General features: G+C 65.8%; 31 protein-coding genes and 2 tRNA genes. 16 read left to right on the top strand and 17 right to left on the bottom strand.

Going from position 1 to position 25696, the window contains the following annotated elements:
- The first annotated feature begins 33 nt into the window (after positions 1-33).
- Entirely contained in the window at positions 34-411 is a 378-nt protein-coding gene (locus tag A3CW_RS0118440; protein WP_028204884.1) for a hypothetical protein, read from the top strand.
- A 90-nt stretch (positions 412-501) separates the two neighbouring features.
- Positions 502-1182, top strand: coding sequence for a DUF2939 domain-containing protein (locus A3CW_RS0118435; protein ID WP_245623681.1), 681 nt, complete (start codon positions 502-504; stop codon positions 1180-1182).
- A 61-nt stretch (positions 1183-1243) separates the two neighbouring features.
- On the opposite strand, the gene A3CW_RS0118430 is transcribed toward A3CW_RS0118435, so the two are convergent.
- Positions 1244-1714 carry a universal stress protein gene (locus tag A3CW_RS0118430; RefSeq protein ID WP_028204882.1) on the bottom strand — a complete coding sequence of 157 codons (471 nt, stop codon included), beginning with the start codon at positions 1712-1714 and terminating at the stop codon, positions 1244-1246.
- A 320-nt stretch (positions 1715-2034) separates the two neighbouring features.
- On the opposite strand from A3CW_RS0118430, the gene nodI reads away from it, so the two are divergent.
- Together nodI and A3CW_RS0118420 are read left to right on the top strand one after the other, a co-directional pair.
- A complete protein-coding gene (nodI, locus tag A3CW_RS0118425; protein ID WP_028204881.1) occupies positions 2035-2949 on the top strand; it encodes a nodulation factor ABC transporter ATP-binding protein NodI in 915 nt (304 codons plus the stop codon).
- Between the two features lie 73 nt (positions 2950-3022).
- Positions 3023-3859: an ABC transporter permease gene (locus A3CW_RS0118420; RefSeq protein WP_028204880.1), complete on the top strand. Its 837-nt coding sequence runs from the start codon at positions 3023-3025 to the stop codon at positions 3857-3859.
- A gap of 18 nt (positions 3860-3877) precedes the next feature.
- Here A3CW_RS0118420 and A3CW_RS0118415 read toward each other — a convergent pair whose 3' ends face one another.
- From A3CW_RS0118415 to A3CW_RS0118405, 3 genes are all read right to left on the bottom strand, one after another.
- On the bottom strand, positions 3878-4300 hold the full coding sequence (locus A3CW_RS0118415) for a hypothetical protein (RefSeq protein ID WP_028204879.1): 423 nt from the start codon (positions 4298-4300) through the stop codon (positions 3878-3880).
- A 104-nt stretch (positions 4301-4404) separates the two neighbouring features.
- A complete protein-coding gene (locus A3CW_RS0118410) occupies positions 4405-5466 on the bottom strand; it encodes a permease (protein ID WP_028204878.1) in 1062 nt (353 codons plus the stop codon).
- Between the two features lie 190 nt (positions 5467-5656).
- Positions 5657-6709, bottom strand: coding sequence for an NADP(H)-dependent aldo-keto reductase (locus A3CW_RS0118405; protein WP_028204877.1), 1053 nt, complete (start codon positions 6707-6709; stop codon positions 5657-5659).
- A gap of 184 nt (positions 6710-6893) precedes the next feature.
- Here A3CW_RS0118405 and A3CW_RS0118400 point away from each other — a divergent pair, with 184 nt between their 5' ends.
- The gene (locus tag A3CW_RS0118400; protein WP_028204876.1) at positions 6894-7136 is read left to right on the top strand and encodes a hypothetical protein; all 243 of its coding nucleotides are present in this window, start codon (positions 6894-6896) and stop codon (positions 7134-7136) included.
- 126 nt (positions 7137-7262) lie between these two features.
- Here the strand turns inward: A3CW_RS0118400 and A3CW_RS0118395 are convergent, their stop codons facing one another.
- Entirely contained in the window at positions 7263-7535 is a 273-nt protein-coding gene (locus A3CW_RS0118395; RefSeq protein WP_028204875.1) for a hypothetical protein, read from the bottom strand.
- A 416-nt stretch (positions 7536-7951) separates the two neighbouring features.
- Between A3CW_RS0118395 and dusA the strand changes: the two genes are divergently transcribed.
- From dusA to A3CW_RS0118380, 3 genes are all read left to right on the top strand, one after another.
- Positions 7952-8953: a tRNA dihydrouridine(20/20a) synthase DusA gene (gene dusA / locus A3CW_RS0118390; RefSeq protein ID WP_028204874.1), complete on the top strand. Its 1002-nt coding sequence runs from the start codon at positions 7952-7954 to the stop codon at positions 8951-8953.
- Between the two features lie 89 nt (positions 8954-9042).
- Positions 9043-9118 (top strand) — tRNA-His (locus A3CW_RS0118385).
- Between the two features lie 82 nt (positions 9119-9200).
- The gene (locus tag A3CW_RS0118380) at positions 9201-10127 is read left to right on the top strand and encodes a DnaJ C-terminal domain-containing protein (protein ID WP_028204873.1); all 927 of its coding nucleotides are present in this window, start codon (positions 9201-9203) and stop codon (positions 10125-10127) included.
- Here A3CW_RS0118380 and A3CW_RS0118375 read toward each other — a convergent pair.
- The 5 genes from A3CW_RS0118375 to ssuD all read right to left on the bottom strand — a co-directional run bounded on the left by A3CW_RS0118375 (position 10124) and on the right by ssuD (position 13672).
- A complete protein-coding gene (locus A3CW_RS0118375) occupies positions 10124-10372 on the bottom strand; it encodes a DUF6566 family protein (RefSeq protein WP_028204872.1) in 249 nt (82 codons plus the stop codon). The genes A3CW_RS0118380 and A3CW_RS0118375 overlap by 4 nt on opposite strands.
- Before the next feature lie 100 nt (positions 10373-10472).
- Complete coding sequence (locus A3CW_RS0118370) at positions 10473-10688, bottom strand: TOBE domain-containing protein (RefSeq protein ID WP_028204871.1); 216 nt, start codon at positions 10686-10688, stop codon at positions 10473-10475.
- Positions 10689-10740: 52 nt separating this feature from the next.
- Entirely contained in the window at positions 10741-11622 is an 882-nt protein-coding gene (locus A3CW_RS46755) for an ATP-binding cassette domain-containing protein (RefSeq protein WP_051481558.1), read from the bottom strand.
- Positions 11619-12476, bottom strand: a complete 858-nt coding sequence (gene ssuC / locus A3CW_RS0118360) for an aliphatic sulfonate ABC transporter permease SsuC (RefSeq protein WP_028204870.1) — start codon at positions 12474-12476, stop codon at positions 11619-11621. The genes A3CW_RS46755 and ssuC overlap by 4 nt, the downstream gene beginning before the upstream one ends.
- Positions 12477-12514: 38 nt before the next feature.
- The gene (gene ssuD, locus A3CW_RS0118355; RefSeq protein ID WP_028204869.1) at positions 12515-13672 is read right to left on the bottom strand and encodes an FMNH2-dependent alkanesulfonate monooxygenase; all 1158 of its coding nucleotides are present in this window, start codon (positions 13670-13672) and stop codon (positions 12515-12517) included.
- Positions 13673-14085: 413 nt separating this feature from the next.
- Here ssuD and A3CW_RS0118345 point away from each other — a divergent pair, with 413 nt between their 5' ends.
- Positions 14086-14511, top strand: a complete 426-nt coding sequence (locus tag A3CW_RS0118345) for a hypothetical protein (protein WP_028204868.1) — start codon at positions 14086-14088, stop codon at positions 14509-14511.
- Between the two features lie 104 nt (positions 14512-14615).
- Here A3CW_RS0118345 and A3CW_RS0118340 read toward each other — a convergent pair whose 3' ends face one another.
- The 5 genes from A3CW_RS0118340 to A3CW_RS0118320 all read right to left on the bottom strand — a co-directional run bounded on the left by A3CW_RS0118340 (position 14616) and on the right by A3CW_RS0118320 (position 17941).
- Complete coding sequence (locus A3CW_RS0118340) at positions 14616-15773, bottom strand: enoyl-CoA hydratase/isomerase family protein (RefSeq protein ID WP_028204867.1); 1158 nt, start codon at positions 15771-15773, stop codon at positions 14616-14618.
- A gap of 72 nt (positions 15774-15845) precedes the next feature.
- Complete coding sequence (locus tag A3CW_RS46750) at positions 15846-16565, bottom strand: TetR/AcrR family transcriptional regulator (RefSeq protein WP_051481557.1); 720 nt, start codon at positions 16563-16565, stop codon at positions 15846-15848.
- 75 nt (positions 16566-16640) lie between these two features.
- Positions 16641-16925, bottom strand: a complete 285-nt coding sequence (locus A3CW_RS0118330) for a DUF1488 family protein (RefSeq protein WP_028204866.1) — start codon at positions 16923-16925, stop codon at positions 16641-16643.
- Positions 16926-17091: 166 nt separating this feature from the next.
- Positions 17092-17439, bottom strand: coding sequence for a DMT family transporter (locus tag A3CW_RS0118325; RefSeq protein ID WP_028204865.1), 348 nt, complete (start codon positions 17437-17439; stop codon positions 17092-17094).
- 4 nt (positions 17440-17443) lie between these two features.
- On the bottom strand, positions 17444-17941 hold the full coding sequence (locus tag A3CW_RS0118320) for a heme-degrading domain-containing protein (protein WP_028204864.1): 498 nt from the start codon (positions 17939-17941) through the stop codon (positions 17444-17446).
- Between the two features lie 219 nt (positions 17942-18160).
- Here A3CW_RS0118320 and A3CW_RS0118315 point away from each other — a divergent pair.
- The 7 genes from A3CW_RS0118315 to A3CW_RS0118285 all read left to right on the top strand — a co-directional run bounded on the left by A3CW_RS0118315 (position 18161) and on the right by A3CW_RS0118285 (position 23544).
- Positions 18161-18237 (top strand) — tRNA-Met (locus A3CW_RS0118315).
- 175 nt (positions 18238-18412) lie between these two features.
- Positions 18413-18958, top strand: a complete 546-nt coding sequence (locus A3CW_RS0118310) for an NUDIX hydrolase (RefSeq protein ID WP_028204863.1) — start codon at positions 18413-18415, stop codon at positions 18956-18958.
- 26 nt (positions 18959-18984) lie between these two features.
- Positions 18985-19749: a leucyl/phenylalanyl-tRNA--protein transferase gene (gene aat / locus A3CW_RS0118305; protein WP_028204862.1), complete on the top strand. Its 765-nt coding sequence runs from the start codon at positions 18985-18987 to the stop codon at positions 19747-19749.
- 254 nt (positions 19750-20003) lie between these two features.
- Positions 20004-20768, top strand: coding sequence for an arginyltransferase (locus A3CW_RS46745; protein WP_035513255.1), 765 nt, complete (start codon positions 20004-20006; stop codon positions 20766-20768).
- Positions 20769-20847: 79 nt separating this feature from the next.
- Positions 20848-21882, top strand: a complete 1035-nt coding sequence (locus A3CW_RS0118295) for a quinone-dependent dihydroorotate dehydrogenase (RefSeq protein WP_028204861.1) — start codon at positions 20848-20850, stop codon at positions 21880-21882.
- Positions 21883-21964: 82 nt separating this feature from the next.
- Complete coding sequence (locus A3CW_RS0118290) at positions 21965-22762, top strand: cystine ABC transporter substrate-binding protein (protein WP_028204860.1); 798 nt, start codon at positions 21965-21967, stop codon at positions 22760-22762.
- Between the two features lie 122 nt (positions 22763-22884).
- Complete coding sequence (locus A3CW_RS0118285) at positions 22885-23544, top strand: amino acid ABC transporter permease (RefSeq protein WP_028204859.1); 660 nt, start codon at positions 22885-22887, stop codon at positions 23542-23544.
- An 83-nt stretch (positions 23545-23627) separates the two neighbouring features.
- Here A3CW_RS0118285 and A3CW_RS0118280 read toward each other — a convergent pair whose 3' ends face one another.
- Both A3CW_RS0118280 and A3CW_RS0118275 read right to left on the bottom strand, forming a co-directional pair.
- Positions 23628-24605, bottom strand: coding sequence for a Gfo/Idh/MocA family protein (locus A3CW_RS0118280; RefSeq protein WP_028204858.1), 978 nt, complete (start codon positions 24603-24605; stop codon positions 23628-23630).
- Positions 24606-24783: 178 nt separating this feature from the next.
- Positions 24784-25503, bottom strand: a complete 720-nt coding sequence (locus tag A3CW_RS0118275; RefSeq protein WP_028204857.1) for a FadR/GntR family transcriptional regulator — start codon at positions 25501-25503, stop codon at positions 24784-24786.
- Positions 25504-25696: the final 193 nt, after the last annotated feature.

Here is a 25696-nt window from a genome sequence, read left to right as displayed (position 1 = left end):
TGCGCACCCTCTGCGCACTACCTGGAGAGAGTCATGGAACGTCTTGCCCGCTTGCTGCCCTTCCGCCAATTCGGCCGTCTTCGCCATCTCCGTGGTATCGCCTCGTGCGCGGTCCGCGAAGTCCGCGATTCGGCTACCGCACTGAGCGGCTCGCTCTTCGAAGACTCGCCAGAGATGGTGGCGGCCAGCACGGCCGACCTGCCGGTGCTGCCCTCGGCCCAGCCAGCGTTTGCGCGCGTGTCGCTCAACAGCACGCTCAACACCGAACAGCCGATGCGCCGCGCGCCCGTGCGCGTCTATCAGGGTCCGTCGCGGCTGATCCTCGTCGGCACGGTTGACGCGGTTTGCCGCGCGATCGACCGCTGCATCGCCGAGCAGCACAGCGACCTGCCCGGTGCACTCGCGAAGTAAGCCGCAACGCTGCTCAAATGTGAGAAGAGGTTACGGGCGGGATCGTTTGGCCTGGTTTGCGGTCAACACCGTGTTTAAACGATTTGCCCTATGCCGATGACGGAATCTCTCTCGACCCCGCGTAAGACCCAAAACTGGAAAAAGCCGGTCGCAATCACGGTTGCGCTCGCCATGGTGGTTGCCGCGATCGGCTACGCCTATGCGTCGCCCTATATCGCGGTGAAACACATGAAAGCCGCCGCCGACGCGCGTGACGCCGTCGCGCTCAACGAGTACGTCGATTACCCTGCGCTGCGCCTGAGCCTGAAGCAGCAGGTTGGTGAAATGCTGCACCGGCGTATCGAGGGGCAGCACAGCAGCAATCCGTTGCTGATCCTCGGCGCTGTGATTGGCGCGGCGCTGATTAGTCCGCTCGTGGATGCTTACGCCACACCGGAAGGCGTGGCCGCCCTGCTCGATGGCATGCCGCCGACGGGCAAGCCCGGCGACCGGCCGCACGCGCCGCCGCCAGCGGAATCCGGCGCGCCATCGACAGAACCGGCGCAATCGGCACCCGCGCCCGCCGCGCCACCTGCTCCGGCGGCATCCGGCAACCCCGCGCCCGAGGCTCGGCCGGTGACCACGGCCGGCTATCGCGGCCTCAATGAGTTCGCGCTCACGTGGGACCGCGGCAGTACGGGCGAGCACTACGCCGCCATCCTGCAGCGTCACGGGCTCTTCTCGTGGAAGCTCTCGGCAGTCGAGCTAAACGAAGGAAACGTCTCGAACTAAGACAGTTCCGAAGTGACAGCGGAGCCAGGCCAGTTCTGTGCGAACCGGCCTGGTTGATCCCTTACGCGGCGGCTTGCTGCTTCTTATCCTCAGCCGCCGACGAGCACGCCACGAGAATGCTGCACGATACGCGGTCGAGCAGCGGCGTGTTGCCCGCGCCCATCCACCAGCGCGAGAGCCCCGTGCGGCAACGGTGGCCCACCACCACGAGGTCGGCATTCAGCTCGTTGGCCAGATTCGCGATTTCATCGATCGGATGACCGAACGCGAAGTGCCCCTGGGCGCGCACGCCACGCTCGGTTAGCCAGTCCACGCCTTCCTGAAGAATCTCACGCGCCGTTTCCTCGAAGCGGCCGCAGGCCACATCGGTCAGCAGGCCGGCGCTCTGGGCGATCGTCGAACGCATGTCGACGACCGAGAGCAGGTGCGTCTCGGCCTGCAGATCGAGCGCAAGGTCGGCGCCGCAGCGCAGTGCCTTGCGGCCTTCGCGCGAGCCGTCGTAACAGAGCAGAATTTTTTTATAGCTCGCCATGGTCGCTTCTCCCCGCCCGCGAGATTTGCAGGCTGTGCGATTCTCATGATGGTGCGCCGCAATTCCACGCGCAAGGGCTGGAAAACGCCAGGTGTGCATCGAAAAACGCAAGATGCGCCCCGAACGGCGCACGCATCTTGCGCACTGGTGAATGCTTGCCGCGACATGCATTTGCCCGCGCATCGTCAAACCGCTTCGAAGCGAGGCCCGACCCGCCACGCAGCAATGCACTAAAATGGGCCGCCTTGTTTCGTGCGATTTTCCGTTCGATGCTTCGAGCGACTCGCGCGATGCCCGTTCGACTCACGTTCAACCGGTCCATGCCCGCACCCGCCATCGAATTCGAGCAGGTCATCAAACATTACGGAGACAGGGCGGTCGTCAACGGCCTGTCGTTCGACGTTCTTCCCGGCGAGTGCTTCGGACTGCTCGGTCCGAACGGCGCGGGAAAAACCACGACACTGCGCATGCTGCTCGGCATCGTTTCGCCCGATGCCGGGCGCATCAGCCTGTGCGGCGAGCCGGTGCCGGCGCGCGCGCGCCACGCCCGCCAGCGCGTTGGGGTGGTGCCGCAGTTCGACAACCTCGACCCCGACTTCACCGTGCGCGAGAATCTGCTCGTGTTCGGCCGCTACTTCGGCTTGTCCGCGCGCGAAACGCGCGATCTCGTCGCGCCGCTGCTCGAATTCGCGCGCCTCGAAAGCAAGGCCGACGCGCGCGTGGGCGAACTCTCCGGCGGCATGCGCCGTCGTCTCACGCTCGCGCGCGCGCTCGTGAACGACCCCGACGTGCTCGTGATGGACGAGCCCACCACGGGCCTCGATCCGCAGGCGCGGCATCTGATCTGGGAACGGCTGCGCTCGCTGCTCGCACGCGGCAAGACGATTCTGCTCACCACGCATTTCATGGAGGAGGCCGAACGGCTTTGCAATCGCGTCTGCGTGATCGAGGAAGGCCGCAAGATCGCCGAGGGCGCACCCAAGGCACTGATCGAATCGGAGATCGGCTGCGATGTGATCGAGGTGTACGGACCGGACCCGGTCGCGTTGCGCGACGAACTCGCGGCCGATGCGAAGCGCACGGAGATCAGCGGCGAGACGCTGTTCTGCTATGTCGACGACCCCGCGCCCGTTCATGCGAAGCTGCGCCATCGCTCCGATTTGCGCTACCTGCACCGGCCCGCGAATCTCGAAGACGTGTTCCTGCGGCTCACGGGCCGCGAGATGCAGGATTGACTGCGGCAGGATTAACTGCGGCAAGATTAACGGCGGCAGGATTAACGGCGGCGGACGAATCGCCAAGGACACCATGCAGACACGCACCAACAACCCGACGCCCTCGCGCCCCGAGCATGCGAGCGTGCGCGAGCCGCGCGCCGCGCTGCCTTCGAACGCCACGCACTGGATGGCCGTGTGGCGACGCAACTATCTGGTCTGGCGCAAGCTCGCCCTCGCGTCGATGTTCGGCAATCTCGCCGATCCGATGATTTATCTGTTCGGTCTCGGCTTCGGGCTCGGGCTGATGGTGGGGCACGTCGACGGCGTCTCGTACATCGCGTTTCTCGCGGCGGGCACGGTGTCGTCTTCGGTGATGATGTCGGCGAGCTTCGAGTCGATGTACTCGGGCTTTTCGCGCATGCACGTGCAGCGCACGTGGGAAGCGATCATGCACACGCCGCTCACGCTCGGCGACGTCGTGCTCGGCGAGGTGATGTGGGCCGCGAGCAAGTCGATGCTCTCGGGCGTGGCGATCATGGTGGTGGCGGGCCTGCTCGGCTACGCGAGCTTTCCTTCCATGCTGCTCGCGCTGCCCGTGATCGCACTCGCGGGCCTCGCGTTCGCGAGCTGCGCCATGATCGTCACCGCGCTCGCGCCGTCCTACGACTTCTTCATGTTTTATCAGACGCTCGTGCTCACGCCAATGCTGCTGCTCTCCGGCGTGTTCTTTCCGATTGCGCAGCTGCCCGCAGCCGCGCAACACATCACGTTGATGCTACCGCTCGCGCATGCCGTTGCGTTGATCCGCCCCGCCATGCTCGACCGGCCTGTCGAGCAGGCCGGCCTGCACCTGCTAGTGCTCGCGATCTACGTGGTGGTGCCGTTCACGATCGCTTCCGTGCTGTTCCGCCGGCGCATGATGCGCTGAAAGCGCACCGCGCGGCGTTCAGTCCTCGTCATCGCCCCAGGGAATATCGACGTCCGAAATGAACGCGACCGTCGCGAACGGGCCGCCTTCCTGGCGGCCGACTTTGCCGTCGGCGCGATGCCATTCCACGCGGAACATCGTCGATTGGGTCTGGGCGAGCAAACGCACCGTGCGGACCTCTTCGGGATCCGACTCCTCCACCGGGCCATCGAGCGAAACCAGCAGCGACTGCGGCCAGAGACCGTCGGCCGGGTCGTAGATGCGATCGCCGTCGGGAATCGAGGTGTCCGCCTCGACGCCGATGGTGGCCGAAGCCTCGACGATCATCTTGCCGAGCGCGCGCAGCACCGCCGTGGCGCGGGCCGAATTGGCCTGGCGAATGGCGAGATCGCCGCGCGTGAGCGCCTGCTCGAGTTTCGGATTGGTTTTTTGCTTTGCCATGCTGGTTTTCGGGCCGGGGCCCGCTCCGTGGCGGACGGCGAACCGCCCGCGTATTACAAGAATGCCAACGCTGAGCGCATGGCGCCTGCCTCGTCCCGGCGTCCCTAGAAGCCGAGGGCCACCGCCGCTAGCCCGGCGGCGATGCCGAAGAACACCACCGTCGTGCCCACGACGGCGAGCATGCGCGGCCGGAACGAGCCTGCCAGCATCGCGAACGACGGCACGCTCACGGGCGGCAGCGTCATCAGCAGCGCGCCCGCGGGACCCACGCCCATGCCGAGCGCGAGCATCGCCTGGATGATGGGGACCTCGCCGGCCGTGGGAATCACGAACAGCATGCCGACCACGGCGAACGTGACGATCCAGCCAAGGCTGCTCGTGACCTCCGGGCCGATGTGCGGAAACAGCCACGCTCGCGCAGCGCCGAGCAAAAGCACCAGCACGATGTATTCCGGCACCAGCCGCACGGCCATGCGCGCAAAGATACGCGCCCAGCGCACGAAGACGTTGCCGCCTTCGGCCTGCTGCTGGGCGAGTTGCGCGAGGCGGTCGTCGGCGGCACGCGATTCCTCGGGCGTCACGAGCCGGTTGCAGACCCAGCCGAGGCCGAACACCATCAGCAGGCCCAGCGTGAGACGCAGCGCACTCCACTGCCAGCCGAGCACGAAGCCCATGAACACGAGCGTGGCGGGATTGAGCACGGAGTTGCCGAGCCAGAACGCGATCGCGCCGCCGGCCGATGCATTGCGCGCGCGCAGGCCCACGACCACGGGCGCGGCGCAGCAGGTGCACATCATCCCGGGCACCGCGAGCAGGCCGCCCGCCGCCACGCTGCCAAAGCCGCGCCGGCCGAGCACGCGCGCGACCCATTGCACGGGCAGGAGTGCCTGCACGCCGGAGCCGAGCAGCAGGCCGAGCACCATGGCCTGCCAGATCGCCTTGCCGTAGGCGAAGGCGTAATCGAGCGCGGCGGAGAACGAGGGGTCGGGGGCCGTGGCCGCGCCGCCCATCAGGATCGATTTGCCGATGGAGTGGGTTTCCTCGGCGGTGAATGCGCGGTGATAGTACGGAAACCACTTCACGTAGAAGAGGCCGGCCACCGCCAGCAAAATGAAAATGGGCCAGCCGTAAGACGGGGGCGATTGCGCTGGACGTGCGCTCGTCATTGTAAAAATTCTCCGGGATTGAGCGTATGGACGGCCGCCGGGGCGCCGTCACGGGAGGCGTGATGGCGCCCCGGGCGGCGCATGCTGGATCGTAGTGTATGCCTTGCGAATCGCCAACGATTTTGCTGCGTCGGCGTTCGCGCGGCGCCGCGCAGCCCGGCAAGGGACCGCGCGGTTTCCCGCTTTCCCTTTAAGGGGCCGGGTTAGGTTGCTGCTCGTGCAGCGCGTCGATCTGCGCGAGCAGTTCGGGGGTGAGCTTGACGTCGGCGCTGGCGATATTTTCCTTCAACTGCTCGAGCGAGGTCGCGCCGATCAGATTGCTGGTGAGGAACGGCCGGCTGTTGACGAACGCAAGCGCAAACTGCGCGGGCGTGTAGCCATGAGCGCGGGCGAGTTCCACGTAACGCGTCGTCGCGGCCACCGATTCCGGCTTGCTGTAGCGCTTGAAGCGCTCGAACCGCGTGATGCGCGCGCCTTCCGGACGCGCCCCGCCCTCGTACTTGCCCGAGAGCCAGCCGAACGCGAGCGGCGAATACGCGAGCAGGCCCACGCCTTCACGGTGCGCGAATTCGGACAGTCCGCTTTCGAACGTGCGATTGAGCAGGCTGTACGGATTCTGGATGCTGACGATGCGCGGCAACCCGAGCTTTTCGGCGGCGCGCAGGAACTGAGCGACGCCCCACGGCGTTTCGTTCGACACGCCGATATGGCGGATTTTTCCCGCCTTCACGAAATCGGCGAGCACGCTGAGCGTTTCCTCGATCGGCACCGTGTAGGCATCGTCGAGATACGGATACATGCCGCGGCCGAACGTCATCGTGCTGCGGTCGGGCCAGTGTAGCTGATACAGGTCGACGTAATCGGTCTGCAGGCGCTTGAGGCTGCCGTCGAGCGCTTCGGTCAGATTCTTGCGGTCGAACTGGTTCTGCGGCCCGCGAATGTGCTGCGGGTTGTGCGGCTGGCGAGCCGGGCCCGCAATTTTGGTGGCGAGCACGATGCGCTCGCGCGCCGCGCGATGCTGCGCGAGCCACGTCCCGATGAAGCGCTCGGTCTGTCCCTGCGTCTCCGGGCGCGGCGGCACGGGGTACATTTCAGCGGCATCGATCAGCGTGACGCCCTGGTCGAGCGCGTAGTCGATCTGCTCGTGCGCCTCGCGCTCCGTGTTCTGCTCGCCCCACGTCATCGTGCCGAGCCCGATCAGGCTCACCTTGACGTCGGTATCGCCGAGTGTGCGGTATTCCATGGAAACGTTGTCCATCAGTTCGGTTGGGGAGCGCCGAAACTACCACGGCGCGGGAATTTTTTCAGGAGTTGCAGAATACGGCCGTATTCCTCCGCAAGCGGCCGCATGCGCCGCGGCCGGTCGCGACGCCGTTCGGCGGGAGACGTGCCAGAATCCGCACAGGCGCCTACGAGGAGAAATCGGCATGGAAAACCGACGCAGCTACGAATACATGGGTTTCGACATGACAGCCGGCGTGGACGGCGACCACGAAGCCGGCTTTTTCGTCTCGACGCAGATCATCCAGAGCCTCACGGACGCGGAAAGCGGCAGCGTGCCGGTCGACGGCATCGCCGCCGGCCGCTTTCCGACCCAGGACAACGCCTTCGACGCGGCCTTCGACCGTATTCGCGAGGCGATCGACAAGCGCGTGCGCGCCGCTTCCTGAGCCTCGCCTGAGGGACAAATTAGATCGGGCGCAGAAATGCAAAAAGCCGGACGTCGCAACGACATCCGGCTTTCGAGCCGCCCGTCTCGCGGGCGGCCCGGCACGAAGCGGAAACTTCGGCGCGAGTTACTGGCCGAAGAAAACCGATTGCGGGCCCGTGGCCTTCGCGTGGCTGCCCGACTGCGAAGCCGAGCCGGCGACACCGCCGTAAGCCGTTTGGGCGCCTTGTTCCTGGACGCGTTCGGCGGCCACGGTCTGGACGCTCTGGCCACGCTGCGAAGCGGGCGCGCCGACGTCCGGGCGATAGAACGGTGCCGGGCCGTAGCCGCTGGCGAACGCCGGAGCGGCAACAGAAGCGGTAGCTGCGACCAGCAGCGCTGCGATGAGTTTGGTCTTCATGGTGGACTCCAATATCAGGTTCAGTTGCGGATCGGGAAGGCGCCGCGCCTGGGAGGTCAGTGCCCACGAGCTGCGTCAACGAAACTCAGTGTATACACCTACTATCGGAAAATAATCGCGATAATCCGAATTTACTATTCTCCGTTCAACAACAATCCCGTCAGGCAGTTCTGACGGGGCTGAGCGACGAACAGACCCTAAAAGCGCCCTTAAAATAATTTGCGCAACGCAGCAAATTCCACTTGGATTACATAACGCCGGTAGGGTTTTTCGGCCGAAAATGGGCTTCGGGCGCGCTTCCTGCAGGGGTATCCGGCAAATTGGCGCAGTGCGCAAAGGGTACGAAGAGCGAGGCCGGTATGCGTTAAAATGCAAGGTTGTTCCACGCCAGCCGTTACTCATCGGTTTCCATCGCCATGTCCGCCAACCGTCAAGCCAGCCCCCGCCGCGTCTCCGTCGCGCCGATGATGGACTGGACCGATCGCCACTGCCGTTCGCTGCATCGCTTCATTTCCCGGCACACGTGGCTGTATACGGAGATGGTGACGACGGGCGCCCTCCTCCACGGCGACGTGCCGCGCCATCTCGCGTTCACGCCGGCCGAGGCGCCGGTCGCGCTTCAGCTGGGCGGCAGCGAACCCGACGACCTCGCGCGCGCCGCGAAGCTCGGCGAACAGTGGGGCTACGACGAGATCAACCTGAACTGCGGCTGCCCGTCCGAGCGCGTGCAGCGCGGCGCGTTCGGCGCGTGCCTGATGAACGAACGGCAACTGGTGGCGGACTGCGTGAAGGCGATGCGCGATGTCGTATCCGTGCCCGTGACGGTCAAGCACCGCATTGGCGTGGATACGGTCGAGGACTATGCGTACGTGCGCGACTTTGTCGGCACGATTGCCGAAGCGGGCTGCGAGGTTTTCATCGTGCACGCGCGCAACGCGATCCTGAAGGGCTTGAGCCCGAAGGAAAACCGCGAGATCCCGCCGCTCAAGTACGACTACGCTTACCAGCTCAAACGCGACTTCCCGCAGCTCGAAATCATCATCAACGGCGGCATCAAGACGCTCGACGAAGTCGAGCAGCATCTGCAGCATGTCGATGGCGTGATGCTCGGCCGCGAGGCGTACCACAACCCCTACGTGCTCGCCGACGTCGATGCGCGCTTCTATGGCGCAACCGATGCTGCGCTCACGCGCGAGGAAGTGGAAGCGAGGCTCATTGAGTACTGCGCGAGCGAAATCGCGCGCGGCACTTACCTGGGCGCGATCGTGCGTCATGCGCTGGGCCTTTATCGCGGCGTGGCCGGCGCGCGAGGTTGGCGCCGCATCCTCTCGGACAGCCGCAAGCTCGCGAAGGCAGATCTCGCGATCTTCGACGAGGCCCGCGAATATCTGCGCGTTCCGGACGAAATTCTTGAATAAAGGGCTAGGCAAGCTAGCTTTGGTATGTATATAATCTTCCTTCTTGATTGGCGCCGCTTTCGAAGCAGCGCTAGTTGAGGAAAACAGCGGTGGCTGTAGCTCAGTTGGTAGAGTCCAGGATTGTGATTCCTGTTGTCGTGGGTTCGAGTCCCATCAGCCACCCCAAAGAATTCTGCAGTGAACAAATGAGCCCGCACTGGTTGCGGGCTTTTTTGCGTCTGTGCACGAGAGACACCCGGGAACGCCTTTGAGCTTCGAGGAATACTACAGGCGGCTGCAACTGCCGGAGACTGCGTCGCCGGCAGAGATCAAGCGCGCCTACCGTCAACTGCGTGCGAAGTACCATCCCGACCGCAACAAGGGTCGCGAGGCGGCAGTCGAGCCGGTGTTCAAGCTCATTCAGGAAGCCTTCGAGATTCTGAGCGGCAGGCGCATCGCGCCGACGGCCAGAACAACTAGCGCCGCAGGTTCGGCCAGCAAGACGCGCAACGACGAAGCTCAACCGCGCCAGCGCCGCGCGGCGCCGCCCATGCGCGGCGCCAATTGCCTCGTCGAGCTATTCGTGCCGCTCGACGTCGCGATCAATGGCGGCGGCGTTCAGGCCCACTACCCTGTCAAAGGTCCGTGCCCAGCGTGCGAACAGGAAGATCGCGGCGCGCTTTGCGAACAATGCCACGGCACCGGCGTAAAGACGTGGCGCAAATCGGAAGTAGTCGAAATTCCTTGCGGAGCGTGGGACGGTCAGCGTCTCCTCGTAGCCGGTGGCGGCCATCCCGGCGTGAACGGCGGCCCGTCTGGAGACGCGACTTTCTCGGTCTCCATCGTTTGCGGCCCGGGCTTCACGCGCAACGGGCTCGATCTCGCTTGCGAGCTTCCAATCGACTTCATGACGGCCATATTGGGCGGCGGCGTTCAGGCAAGGGTCCTCGGCCGCACGTTCGAAGTGAAAATTCCGGCGAACGCGAATGCGCGCACGCCAATCCGTCTGCCCGGTGTTGGACTCGCGGACCGCAACGGCGCACGCGGCAACCTTACGCTGCACCTGGTCCTCACGATGCCGGCCGCCGCCGCACATTTGACCGGCGCCGAGCGCCAGCAACTACGCGATATGTTCGCCGATGCAGAGCGCCGGGCAAGCCAGTCGCCTGGCGCGGGCTCCCAGGGCAAACGCTAGCGCGCCTGCGTGCCTCGCGCATCGATCCACGCGCGCGCTGCTTCGAAGCCCGCTTCCGCGGCCGCGTGCTCGGTAGACCAGAGGCGCGTGATATGCACGAGTTGCCAGTCCTCCACGACCGTATCGCCCTTCCGCACGCGATAGTGCGCCTTCACGCCCGTGAGCACCTGCTCGACCGCGACTTCGATGTCGTAGTCCTTGTAGCGCTCCTCGTAGTCGCCCATGTCGATGCCCTTCGGCTCCATGCTCGCCTCTTTCGTCTGCCGCTGACGGTTCATGCTAGCACTTCCGGGCGCCGCGCCTCGAAGGCGGCGCCGACGCGCGGGCACGCTTCGTAAGCACGCTTCACAGGCGCGCGATCGACACCTCCGTCGACTTCACCAGCGCGACCACTTCCGAGCCCACCTTCAGCTCGAGTTCGTCGATCGAGCGCGTGGTGATGACCGATGTGACGATACCGAATGCCGTGTCGACATCGACTTCCGAAACGACGGGCCCGCGAATGATTTCCTTGATCTTGCCGCGAAACTGGTTGCGCACGTTGATGGCGGTAATGCTCATAAGTTCGACTCCGTGAGTTCGAGTATAAACGAGAGGATTCCTGATGAATGATTCAAGCCACTGCGGCCGATGACCGGCCGGCGGCTTGCTGTGAACCGTGGCCGAGCACGCGCTGCAGCACGCGCTCCTCGAGCGCGGCGAAGCGGGAGTCGACGCGCGCCCGCGGGCGCTCGAGCGGCACGCGCTGATCGAGTGCGATGCGCCCGGCCTCGACGAGCAAAATACGGTCGCCCAGTGCGACGGCTTCGTGCACGTCGTGCGTCACCAGCAGCGCGGTGAAGCGATGCTCGCGCCACAGTCGCTCGATCAGCGCATGCATCTCGAGGCGCGTCAGCGCGTCGAGCGCACCGAGCGGCTCGTCGAGCAGCAACAGGCTCGGACGATGCACGAGCGCGCGGGCGAGCGCCACGCGCTGGCGCTGGCCGCCCGAGAGGCGCGCGGGCCACTCGTCGGCGCGCGCGAGCAGGCCCACTTCGTCGAGCACCGCGCGGGCGTCGTCACGCGCGCCGCGCCCGAGGCCTAGCATCACGTTCTGCAAGACGGTCTTCCACGGCAAGAGGCGCGCGTCCTGAAACATGATGCGCGTATCGAGCGGCGCGCCGCCTGCGCCGCGCCGCTCCACCGCGCCCTCGTCCGGTGTTTCGAGGCCGGCGATCAGGCGCAGCAACGTCGACTTGCCGCAACCGCTGCGTCCGACGATCGATACAAAACTGCCGCGCTCGATCGCGAGGTCGAAGCCGTCCAGCACGGCGCGCTCGCCGTAGCGTTTTCCCACACCGCGAAGGGCAACGGCGGCGTCCACGTCGGGTGTAGGCGTACGCAGCGCCACGCCCTCGCGCGCCGCTTGCGCCCTGTCGTTGCGTTCGCGCGCCTGCACACGCTCGAAACCATCCCGCCCCACGCCGTAGTTCGGCGCCAGTTGACTCGCGCTCATGCTTCGTTCTCCTGTTGATAAGCGGGGTGCCAGCGCAGCGCCACGCGCTCGAGCGACTTCGCAAGCCAGTCGGCGAGCTTGCCAAGCGCCGCATAAAGCAGGATGCCGACCACCACCACATCGGTTTGCAGGAATTCCCGCGCGTTCATCGTCATGTAGCCAATGCCCGACTGCGCGGAAATCGTTTCGGCGACGATCAGCGTCACCCACATCAGACCGAGCGCAAAGCGCACGCCGACGAGAATCGAAGGCAACGCCCCCGGCAATATCACCTCGCGATAGAGCGCGAAACCCTTGAGCCCGTAGCTGCGCGCCATCTCGACGAGATGGGCGTCGACCGAGCGGATGCCGTGAAACGTATTCACGTACACGGGAAAGAACACGCCCAGCGCCACGAGAAAGACTTTCGCCTCCTCGCCGATGCCGAACCAGAGAATCACGAGCGGAATCATGGCGAGCGCCGGAATATTGCGGACCATCTGCACGGTCGAATCGAGCGCGGTTTCAACGGGCTTGAAAAGCCCGGTAGCCAGCCCGAGCACGAGCCCGATGCCGCCGCCGATCGCGAACCCCGAAAGCGCTCGCCACGTACTCACGCGCACGTCCGCCCACATTTCTCCCGACTCGATCAGCGACCGGGCCGCCCGCACCACGGCGAGCGGCTCGGGCAGCACGCGCGTCGAGAGCGCGCCGCTCCTTGCGGCGAGCTCCCAGATCAAAAGCACCGCCAGCGGCACGAGCCAGGGTGCGAGCCGCCGTCGGCTCGCCCGCAGGAAGGCCCGCGCAGTGCGCAGCGCGCCGCCTGGGCTCGCGCGTTCGCGCGCGGGTGCGGCCGTGACTACGGATTGCGTCATCGTTGTGTCCTCCACGATTGCTGCCGTTCTCCAGCGCCTCAGCTCTGGCTCACTTTCGGCAGATAGTGATTGCCGACCACTTCGCCGAACGGCCCCGAGAGCGGGCCGCCGGCGCCCTTCGCCGCGCGCCCCGGCAGCAGCGGAAACACGAGTTCCGCAAACCGGTAGGATTCTTCGAGATGGGGATAGCCGGACAAAATGAACGTCTCGATGCCAAGCTGCGCATATTCCTTCATGAGCGCGGCCACCTGTTCAGGATTGCCGACGAGCGCCGTGCCCGCGCCGCCGCGCACGAGGCCCACGCCCGCCCACAAATTCGGATACACCTCGAGATCCTTGCGCGTGCCGCGTTTGCCGCCGTGCAGCGCGGCCATCCGGCGCTGGCCTTCCGAATCCATCTTCGCGAACGCGGCTTGGGCGCGCGCAACCGTTTCGTCATCGAGGTGGCTGATGAGCTTGTCGGCGGCGGCCCACGCTTCGTCTTCGGTCTCGCGCACGATCACGTGCAGGCGAATGCCGAAGCGGATCGTGCGTCCGTGCTCGGCCGCACGAGCGCGAATGTCGGCGATCTTGCGCGCGACGGCTTCGGGCGGCTCGCCCCACGTCAAATAGGTGTCGATATGTGCGCCCGCCATGGCGTGCGCGGCCGGCGACGAGCCGCCGAACCACAACGGCGGATGCGGATGCTGCGCGGGCGGATACAGCACCTTGCCGCCGACCGAGCGCAGATGGCGCCCCTCGAAGTCGATCGCCTCGTTCGCGTGCGATGCCGCGAGCAGCTTGCGCCAGATATGCAGGAACTCGTCGGTGATCTCGTAGCGCGTGTCGTGATCGACGAAAAGGCCGTCGCCTTCCAGTTCGGCCGTATCGCCGCCCGTCACGACGTTGATGAGCAGGCGGCCATTGGAGAGCCGGTCGAATGTGGCAGCCATGCGCGCGGAGAGCGCCGGCGACGAGAGGCCCGGGCGGATCGCCACGAGAAACTTCAGGCGCCGCGTCGCGGCAATGAGGCTCGACGCCACGACCCACGCGTCCTCGCACGAGCGGCCCGTGGGCAGCAGGACGCCTTCGTAGCCGAGCGTATCGGCGGCGACGGCGATCTGCTGGAAATACGCGAGATCGGCCGCGCGCGCGCCCTGGGTCGTGCCCAGATAGCGGCTGTCGCCGTGGGTCGGGATGAACCAGAACACATTCATGCATTGCTCCTGCCTGGAAATTCGAAACACGAATCGGGTGACTGCCGGCCAGCGAGCGAGCGCGGGCACGCCGCGCAAACGAACGCGCCGCTCGTGGCTCAATTGAAAGGATTCGACAGCAGACGGCATGCGCCGGCGCGTTCCCCGTGCGCCTCGCGGGAGCGCCCGGCGACGGCGGCGCCGTCTTCATGGGGAACCAGTCTAGGGACGGCTCGCACCCTTTAGAACGATTTTTTTGAGCTTAGGTTTTCCACTTTCGTGCTTTACCCGACGCTTTAGCGTACGGTGCGCCTCGCGCGCACCGCGCGCCGATATAATGGCGCACGCACCCACAAAAACACCGGCACGCCGCGCGCACGACGCTCCATGAGGCGCATTGCGCAGCGAGGCCAAGCAAGCTCTCGCAAGACTCCATGCAAAAACTGATTCTGCCGTTCGTATCCGGCTTTCTGGCCTCGCTCTTCTTTCGCGAGGCGACGCTCGCGCTCCTGCATGCCGCGCAGGTCATCGACGCGGCCGGATTTTCGACGGACCCGTTCGTGCCGCTCGGGCTGCCCGAGTTCCTCGTGAATGCGATCTGGAGCGCCATCTGGGCCGTGCTGATGGCGTGGCTGCTGCGCGTGTCGCCTTCGCGTCCCGCGCCGTGGATTCAGGCCTTTGTGTTCGGCGGCATCGTGCTCACCGCGGCGATGGTGTTCGTCGTCGATCCGCTGCGCGGCATCTGGCCGACCGGCAACATGCTGCCGCGGCTTGCCACGGGCTTTGCTTCGAATGCGATGTGGGGCTGGGGCGCGCTGGTTTTCATGCGCGCGTTCATGAGCGAAACCGCCGAAGACTGACCCCGCCTGAGGGCCGTGCGCGATGCGCGGCCCGCGTTTCCCCACCGCGTTTTCCCCTCACACTTCTCCCGCCCTTCCCTCGCCCTTCCCTCGCGCCAGCCAGCTCAACCGATGAGTTCGCGCAGCGGGTGCTCCATCGAGCTCCAGGGACTCTCGAACATCCGCTCGACGTCTTCGCGGCGCACGTCCTCGATATTCGCAAAGCGCCAGTGCGGATGATTGTCCTTGTCGATGATGCGCGCGCGTATGCCCTCCATCACATCGCCAATCGCGAAGCTCGAGCGCGTGAGGTCGAGGTCGCGGCGCAGGCAGTCGGCCATTGTGCCTTCGGCGCGCGACACCACCTCGAGCGACACCGCCATGGAAAGCGGCGAACGCTCGCGCATGACGTCCGCCATCTGCCCCGCCCATTGCGCTTGCTCGCCCGAGTCTGCACGGCGCGCGGCTTCGAGCGAAGCCAGCATGGCAGGTACATCGCCTGGCGAGAAATGCCGGTCGATCCAGCCACGAACCGTGGCCAGCGACGAACCTTCGGCGAGACGCTTCAACTCGGCCGCGGGTAGCGCCGCCTGGCGGATGCGCGCGACCAGTTCCGCGCCGCTCGCAAACGGCTCGCTCTCCAGCGCATCGAGCAGCGCCGGCCACGCGGACTCGTCGAGCGACGCATCGGCCAGGCCCGCATAGACCGCGCTCGCCTGATCGAGCGTCTCGCCTGTCACCGCGAGATAGCGGCCGATCGCGCCAGGCGTGCGCGCAAGGAACCAGCCCATGCCGACATCGGGAAAGAGGCCGATGCGCGTCTCCGGCATCGCCATGCGCGTGGTCGGACCCACGAGCCGCAGCCCGCCCGTGCGATGCGCGCCCTGCGAGATACCCATGCCACCGCCCATGACCACGCCGTTGAGCATCGCGATGTACGGCTTCGGAAAGGTGAAGATGGCGTGGTTGAGGCGATATTCGTCGGAGAAGAACGTGTCGAGCGCCGCCTGTTCGCCCGCGCGATACGACTCGTACAGAAAGCGAATGTCGCCGCCCGCGCAGAACGCTCGCGCATGGCGCGTGCGCACGATCACAGCGAGCACGCCCGGGTCGTCGCGCCAGCGATCGAGCGCCGCGTGCATCGTGCGGACTATGGCGGTGGTGAGCGCATTGAGCGCCTGCGGGCGCTCGAGTTCGATAAAGCCGATACGGTTCGCGACGCGCGTAAGCACATGCGAGTCGGCATCGGCTGCGGTCGGGCTTGCGTTGGCTTCGTGTGACATGGCGATTGGCAAGGCAGAACGATGAGCGGCGCCTGAATCGGGCGAAGCGCGATCAGAGGCTTTCCGAGGCTATCACGACGCCACCCCGGGCGCTTGCACGGCCGGCAACGGAGGCGAAGCGGCGCGCTCGCCGAACCAGGCATCGAGCGTGGCGTCGATCAACGGACCGGGCGCCGCGTGCTGAAAGCCCGCGCGCGCGAGCGTGAGCATCACCACGCCGTGCAGCGTGGCCCAAAGCGACTGCGCAAGCAGGGTGCCGTCGATATGCGCCCCGCTCGCAGGCGTCAGCGCGGACAGCGTGGCGGCAAACAGCTGCGCGCCGCAGGCCAGCGCGGCGTCCGCTTCAGGCGCGCCAGCCGCATCGGCCGCATCGGCCGCGTCGCGCTGACGGCGGGCGGCCGGCCCCACGTGCTCCGAGCGCGCCTTGTGCGCCATGAAGATGAGTTCGTAAGTCTGCGGATGGTCGCAGCCGTACGCCACGTATGCGTGCGCAAGCGCATGGAGCCGCTCGCGCGCGTCGGCGATCAACGCGAGCGGTTCGAGCTGCGCGAGCAGTTGCGCGTAGCCTTCGCGGCCGAGCGCCTCGGCGATCTCGTCACGGCCGGCGAAATAAAGATAGAGGGACGCAGGCGAATAACCGATCGCGTCGGCGATCTTGCGCATGGAGAGCGCCGCGAGGCCTTCGCGCATGACGATGCGGCGCGCAGCCTCGAGGATGCGCTCGCGCTGGTCGTGCGCGCGCGCTGCGTGCCTTGCGCGGAGTTCGCGGTCCTTGCGTTCGACAATGCCCATGGTGACGCCAGACGGCTGTGGCAATCGAAAATTCCCGTGACGCCCGAGCGGGCGTGCCTGACTACGAGTACAAGCCTACGAGTCCAGCCGTCCGGGCGGAAAGTGACCGCTCTTGAGCAGCACCGGCGTGCCGTTGCTGAGTTCGAGATGAGCGCGCGCCACAGCCTCGATGCGCGGACGGCCGGCGTCGAACGCCTGCATCCACGCGTCGAGGTTAGCGGGCAGCGCGCCGAAATGGTCCTCGAGCGCCTCGACGGAAATCGCGCAGGGTACGCGTGTGCCGTCGACGAGTGCGGGAAACACCACGGTCAGATTGGCGTCGCGATAGAGCGGCGCGTCGGCGGGAAAACGAATGATCATATCCAGCCCCAGTGGGGAACATCAGCAGAAAGCACTGCCGCCGGAGGACGACGCGGCGCACGGCGGTAACCGGCCATGTTACGCGCGAGGCGCAATGTCTGGCGCGAATGTGGCCAATGCGGTGGCCACCGCAGTCGGCAAATCAAGCCGGTTCAGCCACCGTCTTTCAATGCGCCTGCATCTTCGAGAACAGATTCAGCACGACCACGCCGGCCACGATGAGGCCGAGCCCGAGCACGGCCGGCAGATCGGGCACCTGCCGATAGAGCGCCATCGCCACGAGCGTGATGAGGACGATGCCCACGCCCGACCACACCGCATAGACGATGCCTACCGGCAAACTGCGCAACGTGAGCGAGAGCCCGTAGAACGCAATGCCATACCCCACCACGACGATCGCCGAAGGTCCGAGCCGCGTGAAGCCATCTGAAGCGCGCAGCGCAGAAGTGGCGATGACTTCCGCGACGATCGCGATGACGAGCCAGGTCCAGGCCGAGAACGGAGGAATACGCATCGTGTCAGACCTTCGCGAGCGCGAGCTGCGCGTAGTCGACGTCGAGTTGCGCGCAGAGCGCTTCGACCACCAGTTCGTGATCGGCTCGCTGCGGCAGGCCCGAAACGGTGATCGAGCCGATCACGCCCGCACCCGCCACCGTGAGCGGAAACGAACCGCCGTGCGGCGCGAAATCGCTGATGGGCAGGCCGTGCTTTTCGGCAAGCGTCGTTCCGGTTTGCTGCATGCGCAAGCCGATCGCATAGGAGCTGCGCCGGAAGTGCTCGACCACGCGCGACTTGCGGCGCACCCAGTCGGCGTTGTCGGGCGTGGCGCCGTCCAGCGCGCAGAAGAAGAGCTGCTGGCCGAAGGTGCGCACATCGATGGCGACGGGCAGCGCGCGAGCGCGCGCGAGTTCATGCAGATGTGAGCCGAGCTGCCAGGCGCGATCGGCGTCGAAACGGGGAAACACCAGCGCGTGCTCCTGAGCGGCTATCGATTGCAGATCGAGGGGAATGTCCATGGAAGAGGCAAATGAAGCGCAGTGCGCTGTAGAAGGCAAAGGCGCAGCATGAACGTTGCGAAGAGCATGCATGGCGCCGACCGAGCCCCGATTCTATCCTGACGGTTCAAAAGCCTTTGCGCACGCGTCCTGCAAACATTTTGCAAACGCATGGAAAGGCGCTCGTCATTAGTTGTTGCAACGCGGCGCGAACTGTCTTATAATCTTTTCTTCGACGGACGCGGGGTGGAGCAGTCTGGCAGCTCGTCGGGCTCATAACCCGAAGGTCGTAGGTTCAAATCCTACCCCCGCAACCAGCAGAATTCGAAAGGGTTACAGGTCATTGGCCTGTAACCCTTTTTCCGTTTACGCCTCTTCAAGGCGCGGCGTCCTCGCCGTCTTCTTCGGTCGCTCCCTGCTGGCGCATGAGGGCACGTGAGCGAAGCCACTGAGCGGTGATAAACTCGCATCACCCATCCCCCTATCGTGCCCATGAAATTCTGCTCGACTTGCGGTCAGGCGGTCAGCCTGCTCATTCCGCCCGGCGACAATCGCGAACGCTACGTCTGCTCACACTGCGGCACCATCCACTATCAGAATCCGCGCAACGTGGTCGGCACGGTTCCGGTCTGGGAAGACAAGGTGCTGTTGTGCCGCCGCGCAATCGAGCCGCGCTACGGCTATTGGACGCTGCCCGCGGGCTTCATGGAGATGGGAGAGACGACCGCCGAAGCCGCGGCGCGCGAGACGCTCGAGGAAGCCGGCGCGCGCGTCGAGGTGCAGAACCTCTTTTCGCTCCTGAACGTGCCGCGCGTGCATCAGGTGCATCTGTTCTATCTCGCGCGCCTGCTCGACATCGACATCGCAGCCGGCGAGGAAAGCCTCGAAGTGCGGCTTTTTGAAGAGCACGAGATTCCCTGGAACGACATTGCGTTCCCAACGGTCGGGCAGACCCTGCGCTGTTTCTTCGCCGATCGCCAGTCGGGCAGCTTCGGGCTGCACACCGGCGACGTCCTGCGCTCGCTGCGCGACGGCTGATTGTCTATCTGACTGCGCCCGCGACGATGGTCCCCTGGCTTTCGCCCGACGAACCGTTTCCCGCCGTCGAGCGCGCACTCGGCGCGTCGAGCGGCGCGCCAGGCCTGCTCGCCGCCAGCGCGGACCTGCTCCCCTCTCGCCTCATCGACGCCTACCGCCGCGGCATTTTCCCGTGGTACTCCGACGGCCAGCCGGTGCTCTGGTGGAGCCCCGACCCGCGCATGATCCTGCGCCCCGACGAATTCAAGGTCTCGCCTTCGTTCCGGAAAACACTCAAGCGCGTGCTGCGTGAGGACGCGTGGGAAATTCGCGTCGACAACAATTTCGCCGCCGTGATGCGCGCGTGCGCGAACGCGCCGCGGCACGGCCAGCGCGGCACCTGGATCACCGGCGATGTGATCGACGCGTACTCCACCCTGCACCGCGTGGGCGATGCGCACAGCGTCGAGGCCTGGTTCGGCGGCGAACGTGTGGGCGGACTCTACGGCGTGGCGCTCGGCACGATGTTCTTCGGCGAGTCGATGTTCGCCTCCATGACCGACGCCTCGAAGATCGCGCTCGCGGCGCTCGTCGCGCATCTGCGCCGCCACGGCGTCGAGTTGATCGATTGCCAGCAGAACACCGCGCATCTCGCCTCGCTCGGCGGGCGCGAAATCTCGCGCAAGGCGTTCATCGCCCACGTGCGCACGCACGTGAACGCCGCGCCCATTCCCTGGAAATTCGATAAAGCGGTGCTCGCCGATCTGCTCGGCGGGTCAGGCGCGCCCGACGAGTTCTTGCCTGCTGCGTGAGTGGCCGGCGAGCGGCAAATGAGTGGCACATGAACGGCGCATGAGCGCTCGCGTGCGCGCTTGCGACAGCCCGCGCAATTCGATGGATACATGTTCGGCGTCAATGTTAGACTCAAGAGCGAACCTGTCGCCGCCCGGCCTTCCCTGGCACCCCACGTGCGGCGCGCCGTGTGGTCTGGCAAGGCTTGCGCGCGAGGCTGGGTGCGCGACGCGCGCGCCACGCGACGATCCGAACTGCTACGAGAGCTGCCAACGTGACGCATCCAAACGAGCTGCCGCTTTCACCGCTTTCTGCGCTGCAATTCTATGCAACGGCGCCCTACCCCTGCAGTTACCTGGAGGGGCGTATCGCGCGTTCGCAGGTGGCGACGCCCAGTCATCTCATCAACTCCGACGTCTATACCGATCTCGTGAAGGCCGGCTTCCGGCGCTCGGGCGTGTTCACCTATCGTCCCTACTGCGACGGCTGCCGCGCGTGCGTGCCGGTGCGCGTGCCGGTCGAGCGTTTCACGCCGAGCCGCACGCAGCGCCGCGCGTGGAAGCGGCATGGCGCGCTCGTCGCCACGGTCGCGCCGCTGCACTACGACGAGGCGCACTACGCGCTCTACATGCGCTATCAGTCCGCCCGCCACGCGGGCGGCGGCATGGATCGCGACAGCCGCGACCAGTACGAGCAGTTCCTGCTGCAAAGCCGGATCAACTCACGGCTGGTGGAATTCCGCGAGCCGGACCCCGCGCATCCGGACGAGCCCGGCGCGTTGCGCATGGTGAGCATGATCGACATCCTCGGCGACGGGCTCTCCTCGGTCTACACGTTCTTCGACCCGGACACGGTCCACACGAGTTACGGCACCTACAACATCCTCTGGCAGATCGAGCAGGCCCGCAGCCTTCAGCTGCCTTACGTCTATCTCGGCTACTGGATCCGCGAGAGCCCGAAAATGGCCTACAAAGCGCACTTCCAGCCGCTCGAAGGCCTCTTCGACGGCGCATGGGCCGCACTCACGCCCGACGCCTGAGCCCCCGGCGCATCGTCCCGGGCCCGCGTTGCCGCTAAAATAGCGGGTTCCCATTTTCCGGCGCCCGCGCCTTCTTCCCGTGTTCAGCACCCTTTATCCGTTCGTCCGCGACCAGCTCTTTCGCATGGACGCCGAAGACGCCCATCACCTCTCGCTGCGCATGATCGGCGCCGCCGGCCGCACCGGCATGGCGGGCCTGCTCGCCCCGCGCGTGCCCGATTCGCCGCGCACCGTCATGGGCCTCACCTTCCGCAACCCGGTGGGGCTCGCCGCGGGCCTCGACAAGGAAGGCGCCGCGATCGACGGTTTCGCCGCGCTCGGCTTCGGCTTCATCGAGGTGGGCACCGTGACGCCGCGCCCGCAGCCGGGCAATCCGCGCCCGCGCATTTTCCGGCTGCCGCAGGCGGGCGGCATCATCAACCGCATGGGGTTCAACAACCACGGCGTCGAGCAGTTCGTGAAGAACGTGCAGGCCGCGCGCTATCGCGGCATTCTCGGCCTGAACATCGGCAAGAATGCCGACACGCCGATCGAGCGCGCCGCCGACGACTATCTCTTCTGCCTCGAGCGCGTCTATCCGTTTGCGAGCTACGTGACGATCAACATCTCGTCGCCGAACACGAAGAATCTGCGCCAGCTGCAAGGCGGCGGCGAACTCGACGCCCTGCTCGCCGCGCTCAAGGACAAGCAGCAGCGTCTGGCCGACATGCACGGCAAGCTCGTGCCGCTCGCGCTCAAGATCGCGCCCGATCTCGACGACGAGCAGATCAAGGAAATCGCCGACACGCTCCTGCGCCACAAGATCGAAGGCGTCATCGCGACCAACACCACGCTCTCGCGCGCGGCAGTGGAAGGCATGCCGAATGCGAACGAAACGGGCGGCCTCTCGGGGCGCCCGGTATTCGACGCCTCGAACAACGTGATCCGCAAGCTGCGCGCCGAGCTGGGCGGCGACGTGCCCATCATCGGCGTGGGCGGCATTTTTTCGGGCGACGATGCGCGCGCGAAGATCGCGGCCGGCGCCTCGCTCGTGCAGGTCTACACGGGCTTCATCTACCGGGGCCCGGCGCTCGTCGCCGAATGTGCGCGGGCGCTGGCCTCGGGCCGCGCGTAAAGCTATAGTGGCAGGCTAGTCATGGCGCATCGGAGGCGCTATGCCTGGCACCAGAATCGCAGCAGCAGAACAAGAGGAAAACATGAAATCCGGTTTGCTGAAAAAACTCCTTGCACTTGCAATCGTCGGCGCATCGTTCGTCGCGGCCAGCGCCCACGCCGACGACCTGCTCGACCAGGTCAAGTCGCGCGGCACGCTGCGCATCGGTCTCGAAGGCACGTTCCCCCCGTTCAACTCGAAGGCGCCCAACGGCGAGCTGGTCGGCTACGACGTCGACATCGCCAAAGCCGTGGCCGCGAAAATGGGCCTCAAGCCCGAATTCGTCACGACCGAATGGAGCGGCATCATCGCCGGCCTGCAGGCAGGCAAGTTCGATGTGATCGTGAATCAGGTCGGCGTGACCGACCAGCGCAAGGCCGTGCTCGACTTCTCGCCGGCGTACACGTACTCGGCCGCGCAGCTCATCCAGCGCAAGGACGACACGCGCCAGTTCAAGACGCTCGACGACCTCAAGGGCAAGAAGCTCGGCGTCGGTCTCGGCACCAATTACATGGACATGGCCAAGTCGGTGCCGGGCATCGACGTGAAGACCTATCCGGGCGCCCCCGAATATCTGCGCGACCTCGCAGCGGGCCGCCTCGACGCGGCGCTCAACGACCGCCTGATGCTCGCCTACCTGATGAAGAACTCGCAGCTGCCGCTGCGCACGGGCGCGACGGTCGGCGCCGGCAACCCGTCGGCCATCCCGTTCAAGAAGGGCAATCCGAAGTTCGCCAAGTCGATCGACGAAGCGATGACGCAGCTCGAAGCCGATGGCACCTTCACGAAGATCTCGGACAAGTGGTTCGGCATCGACGTGACGAAGCCGATCTCGCAATGATCCGGCAATGATCGAGAGCGCCGCACAGTCCGGCTGACGCGAAGGGCGGCATCGCACGATGCCGCCCTTCGCACATCTGAATCCATTGCAAACCGCGCCACTTCCATTCGTTACCTACGCCCATGCCCATCTATACGCTCATCATCCAGTCGCTGCCGGTGCTCGCACAGGGCGCGGTGCTGACGGTCAAGTTCGCCGTGCTTTCGATGATCTTCGGGCTCATCGGCGGTGCCGTGCTCGCGCTCATGGGCATCAGCTCGAACCGCACGCTCGTGTTCATCGCGCGTGTGTATGTGAGCCTGATGCGCGGCACGCCGCTGCTCGTGCAGATCTTCGTGATTTACTACGGATTGCCGAGCGTCGGCATCTCGCTCGACCCGACGCCCGCAGGCGTGATCGCGCTTTCCGCGAACGTGGCGGCGTATCTCTCCGAGAGCATGCGCGGCGCGATTCTCGGCATTCATAGTGGACAGTGGCTCGCGGCCTATAGCCTCGGCCTCTCGCGCACGCAGACGCTGCGCTACGTGATCGCGCCGCAGGCGTTGCGCATCGCCGTGCCGAGTCTCTCGAACAGCCTCATCAGTCTCATCAAGGACACGTCGCTCGTTTCGGTCATCACCGTGACGGAGCTGCTGCGCAGCGCACAGGAAATCATCGCTTCGACCTATCAGCCGCTGCCGCTCTATCTCGCGGCCGCCGCCGTGTACTGGGTGCTTTGCCAGGTGCTCGAATGGGTGCAGCACTGGTATGAAAGGCGCCTCGCGCTGCCTGCGCGCCATTGATTTACGTCCCTGACCTCACACGCGTTTTTTCATACACGGCCCGCACATGCGGGCCGTGTCGCTTTCGCGCCGCTATTCGCTTGTCACTCGCAGGGGAAACGCAGTCCGAGCGCCGCTCGCGCGGCGTCGGCCATGGCGAGCATGCGGCGCGAGGTGTCATGCGTCATCACCGGGCTTTCCAGCGCGCCCGCGCGCAGCAGCTCGCAGAAGTGCGCGGTCTCGTAGTTCAGGCCGCCGCCCTCGAACCGCTCGTCGAGTTCGACGACTCGGCCATCCACATAGCGCACTGTCGCGCGCGCCGGATTCCACCAGTTCGCGTGTATCGTCACGTTGCCGAGCGGCCCCGCCAGCAGCGCGTCGCCATAGCCGTGCAGATCGAGCCCGCAGAACAACTGCGCAATGCCGCGCTCGTGCTGGCAGTTCAGGCTCGCGAACGTATCCACGCCAGTCGAGCCGAGGCGCCCGACAGTCTGCACCTCGCGTGGCGCGCCGAGCCAGTCGACGGCCAGAAACATTTCGTACACGCCGATGTCGAGCAGCGCACCACCCGCTTGCTCGAACGAAAGCGAGGGATGGTCGGCAGGGACGCTTGCCACCGAACAACCCGCGCGCACGAGCCCGACCGGCCCGATGGGATCGGCGTCTAGTTGCGTGCGCAACTTCCGATAGAGGGGATAAAACGGCGGCTTCATCGCCTCCATGAAGAGGCGCTGCGCGCGGCGCGCCGCGTCGAGCACGCGTTCGAGCTGCGCGCCGTTTACGGTGGCGGGCTTTTCACACAGCACGGGCAGGCCGGCCTCGAGCGCGGCAATGGCGTACTGGGCGTGGCTGTCCTGCATCGTGGCAATATAGACGGCGTCGATGCCGCTCGCGAAGAGCGCATCCACGCTTTCGCACGCCTGCGCGCCGCAGGAAGCGGCAAGCGCCTGCGCAGTCGCCGCGCGCCGCGACCAGACCGCTTCGACGCGTGCATGCGGGACGTGCGCGACGCCCTGCGCGAAGCGATGCGCAATGCGGCCCGCGCCGACGATGCCCCAACGTATCGTTTGTGTTTCGCTCATGTGCTGCGTGCTCCGGCTGTGAGGTCAAGGGCCGCCGCACGACGTATGTCACGTACGTCACACGAGGCGCACCCAAAGACACGCACGATACCGGCACGCGCAGCGCGCCGCAATGCGCTCGCCTCAATCCGCGCGCAGCGAGCGCACTGACGCGAGCGAAGCAACGCTGCGAACGGGCTTAGCGCTGCTCCAGCGCCTCGGGCGCGAGCGCCCGAGTGAGTTCGTCGGCGGTGTATTCGATCATCGCGAGCGCGGCCGCTTCGGCCTCTTTCGGCGCACGCCGCTCGATCGCTTCGACGATGCGCCCATGGGCCGCCACGACGTTGTTCCAGCCACCGTCACGCGTGCTGAGAATCGGATTCACAAGCGAGAGCGCGCCGCGAATGATCGCCGCCATCTGCTGATAAAACTGATTCCCGCTCGCCGCGAGGATACGCGTGTGCAGAAGCGCGTCGGCGGTCTGGAAATTCGGATCGTCGGTGCTCGTCTGGCGCAGCGCTTCGAACGCCTCGCGAATACCGGCAATCTCCGCCGCGCTCGCACGCGTGGCCGCGAGCGCGCACGCCGCCGGTTCGATCAGGCCGCGAAATTCGATCACGTCGCGCAAAAACGTCTTGTCCGGTTTCGAACGGAAACGCCAGTTCACGACGTCCTCGTCGATCATGCGCCAGTCGCGCATGGGCCGGATGCGCGTGCCTATTTTCGGCCGCACGTCGAGCATGTGACGTGCGAGCAGCATGGAGAGCGCCTCGCGCATCACCGTGCGGCTCACGTCGAACTCCTTCGAGAGGATGTCCTGCGGTGGCAGCACGGCGCCATACCGCTCCTCGACGATGCCTGCAATCAGCCCGTCCATCACCTTGCTGACGAGCGAGCGTTCCTTGTTCCCCAGTTCCATGACCCTACCCCCCCCGATGTGGGCGTTATCGCCCATGTTTGCCGGATACTGCGCGGGCCCTCGTGCGTCGTCGAACTTAGGTATTACGTTGCATGCGCTTCGCATAATTCGCCAGCCAGGATATCTCCTGACATGATGCTTGCGGCATGCATCTTGTTCGTATTTGCGCGTGTTACGTCGGCCCTTGCGCTGC

The sequence above is a fragment of the Paraburkholderia nodosa DSM 21604 genome (assembly GCF_000519185.1).
Lineage (GTDB): Bacteria > Pseudomonadota > Gammaproteobacteria > Burkholderiales > Burkholderiaceae > Paraburkholderia > Paraburkholderia nodosa.
Note: the sequence above shows the minus strand (reverse complement) of the source record. Positions and strands in the feature narration are given on the sequence as shown.

Excerpts from the sequence above, each read along its gene's own strand:
- A3CW_RS0118410 (WP_028204878.1), bottom strand. The coding sequence starts at position 5,466 with ATGACGAGCGCACGTCCAGCGCAATCGCCCCCGTCTTACGGCTGGCCC.
- A3CW_RS0118435 (WP_245623681.1), top strand. The coding sequence starts at position 502 with ATGCCGATGACGGAATCTCTCTCGACCCCGCGTAAGACCCAAAACTGG.
- A3CW_RS0118440 (WP_028204884.1), top strand. The coding sequence starts at position 34 with ATGGAACGTCTTGCCCGCTTGCTGCCCTTCCGCCAATTCGGCCGTCTT.
- A3CW_RS0118340 (WP_028204867.1), bottom strand. The coding sequence starts at position 15,773 with ATGTCACACGAAGCCAACGCAAGCCCGACCGCAGCCGATGCCGACTCG.
- A3CW_RS0118405 (WP_028204877.1), bottom strand. The coding sequence starts at position 6,709 with ATGGAATACCGCACACTCGGCGATACCGACGTCAAGGTGAGCCTGATC.
- A3CW_RS0118325 (WP_028204865.1), bottom strand. The coding sequence starts at position 17,439 with ATGCGTATTCCTCCGTTCTCGGCCTGGACCTGGCTCGTCATCGCGATC.
- A3CW_RS46750 (WP_051481557.1), bottom strand. The coding sequence starts at position 16,565 with ATGGGCATTGTCGAACGCAAGGACCGCGAACTCCGCGCAAGGCACGCA.
- A3CW_RS0118285 (WP_028204859.1), top strand. The coding sequence starts at position 22,885 with ATGCCCATCTATACGCTCATCATCCAGTCGCTGCCGGTGCTCGCACAG.
- A3CW_RS0118345 (WP_028204868.1), top strand. The coding sequence starts at position 14,086 with ATGCAAAAACTGATTCTGCCGTTCGTATCCGGCTTTCTGGCCTCGCTC.
- A3CW_RS0118415 (WP_028204879.1), bottom strand. The coding sequence starts at position 4,300 with ATGGCAAAGCAAAAAACCAATCCGAAACTCGAGCAGGCGCTCACGCGC.
- A3CW_RS0118330 (WP_028204866.1), bottom strand. The coding sequence starts at position 16,925 with ATGATCATTCGTTTTCCCGCCGACGCGCCGCTCTATCGCGACGCCAAT.
- A3CW_RS0118430 (WP_028204882.1), bottom strand. The coding sequence starts at position 1,714 with ATGGCGAGCTATAAAAAAATTCTGCTCTGTTACGACGGCTCGCGCGAA.
- ssuC (WP_028204870.1), bottom strand. The coding sequence starts at position 12,476 with ATGACGCAATCCGTAGTCACGGCCGCACCCGCGCGCGAACGCGCGAGC.
- dusA (WP_028204874.1), top strand. The coding sequence starts at position 7,952 with ATGTCCGCCAACCGTCAAGCCAGCCCCCGCCGCGTCTCCGTCGCGCCG.
- A3CW_RS46755 (WP_051481558.1), bottom strand. The coding sequence starts at position 11,622 with ATGAGCGCGAGTCAACTGGCGCCGAACTACGGCGTGGGGCGGGATGGT.
- A3CW_RS0118370 (WP_028204871.1), bottom strand. The coding sequence starts at position 10,688 with ATGAGCATTACCGCCATCAACGTGCGCAACCAGTTTCGCGGCAAGATC.
- A3CW_RS0118375 (WP_028204872.1), bottom strand. The coding sequence starts at position 10,372 with ATGGAGCCGAAGGGCATCGACATGGGCGACTACGAGGAGCGCTACAAG.
- A3CW_RS0118310 (WP_028204863.1), top strand. The coding sequence starts at position 18,413 with ATGAAATTCTGCTCGACTTGCGGTCAGGCGGTCAGCCTGCTCATTCCG.
- A3CW_RS0118400 (WP_028204876.1), top strand. The coding sequence starts at position 6,894 with ATGGAAAACCGACGCAGCTACGAATACATGGGTTTCGACATGACAGCC.
- nodI (WP_028204881.1), top strand. The coding sequence starts at position 2,035 with ATGCCCGCACCCGCCATCGAATTCGAGCAGGTCATCAAACATTACGGA.
- A3CW_RS0118395 (WP_028204875.1), bottom strand. The coding sequence starts at position 7,535 with ATGAAGACCAAACTCATCGCAGCGCTGCTGGTCGCAGCTACCGCTTCT.
- A3CW_RS0118320 (WP_028204864.1), bottom strand. The coding sequence starts at position 17,941 with ATGGACATTCCCCTCGATCTGCAATCGATAGCCGCTCAGGAGCACGCG.
- ssuD (WP_028204869.1), bottom strand. The coding sequence starts at position 13,672 with ATGAATGTGTTCTGGTTCATCCCGACCCACGGCGACAGCCGCTATCTG.
- A3CW_RS0118280 (WP_028204858.1), bottom strand. The coding sequence starts at position 24,605 with ATGAGCGAAACACAAACGATACGTTGGGGCATCGTCGGCGCGGGCCGC.
- A3CW_RS0118290 (WP_028204860.1), top strand. The coding sequence starts at position 21,965 with ATGAAATCCGGTTTGCTGAAAAAACTCCTTGCACTTGCAATCGTCGGC.
- A3CW_RS0118420 (WP_028204880.1), top strand. The coding sequence starts at position 3,023 with ATGCAGACACGCACCAACAACCCGACGCCCTCGCGCCCCGAGCATGCG.
- aat (WP_028204862.1), top strand. The coding sequence starts at position 18,985 with ATGGTCCCCTGGCTTTCGCCCGACGAACCGTTTCCCGCCGTCGAGCGC.
- A3CW_RS0118275 (WP_028204857.1), bottom strand. The coding sequence starts at position 25,503 with ATGGAACTGGGGAACAAGGAACGCTCGCTCGTCAGCAAGGTGATGGAC.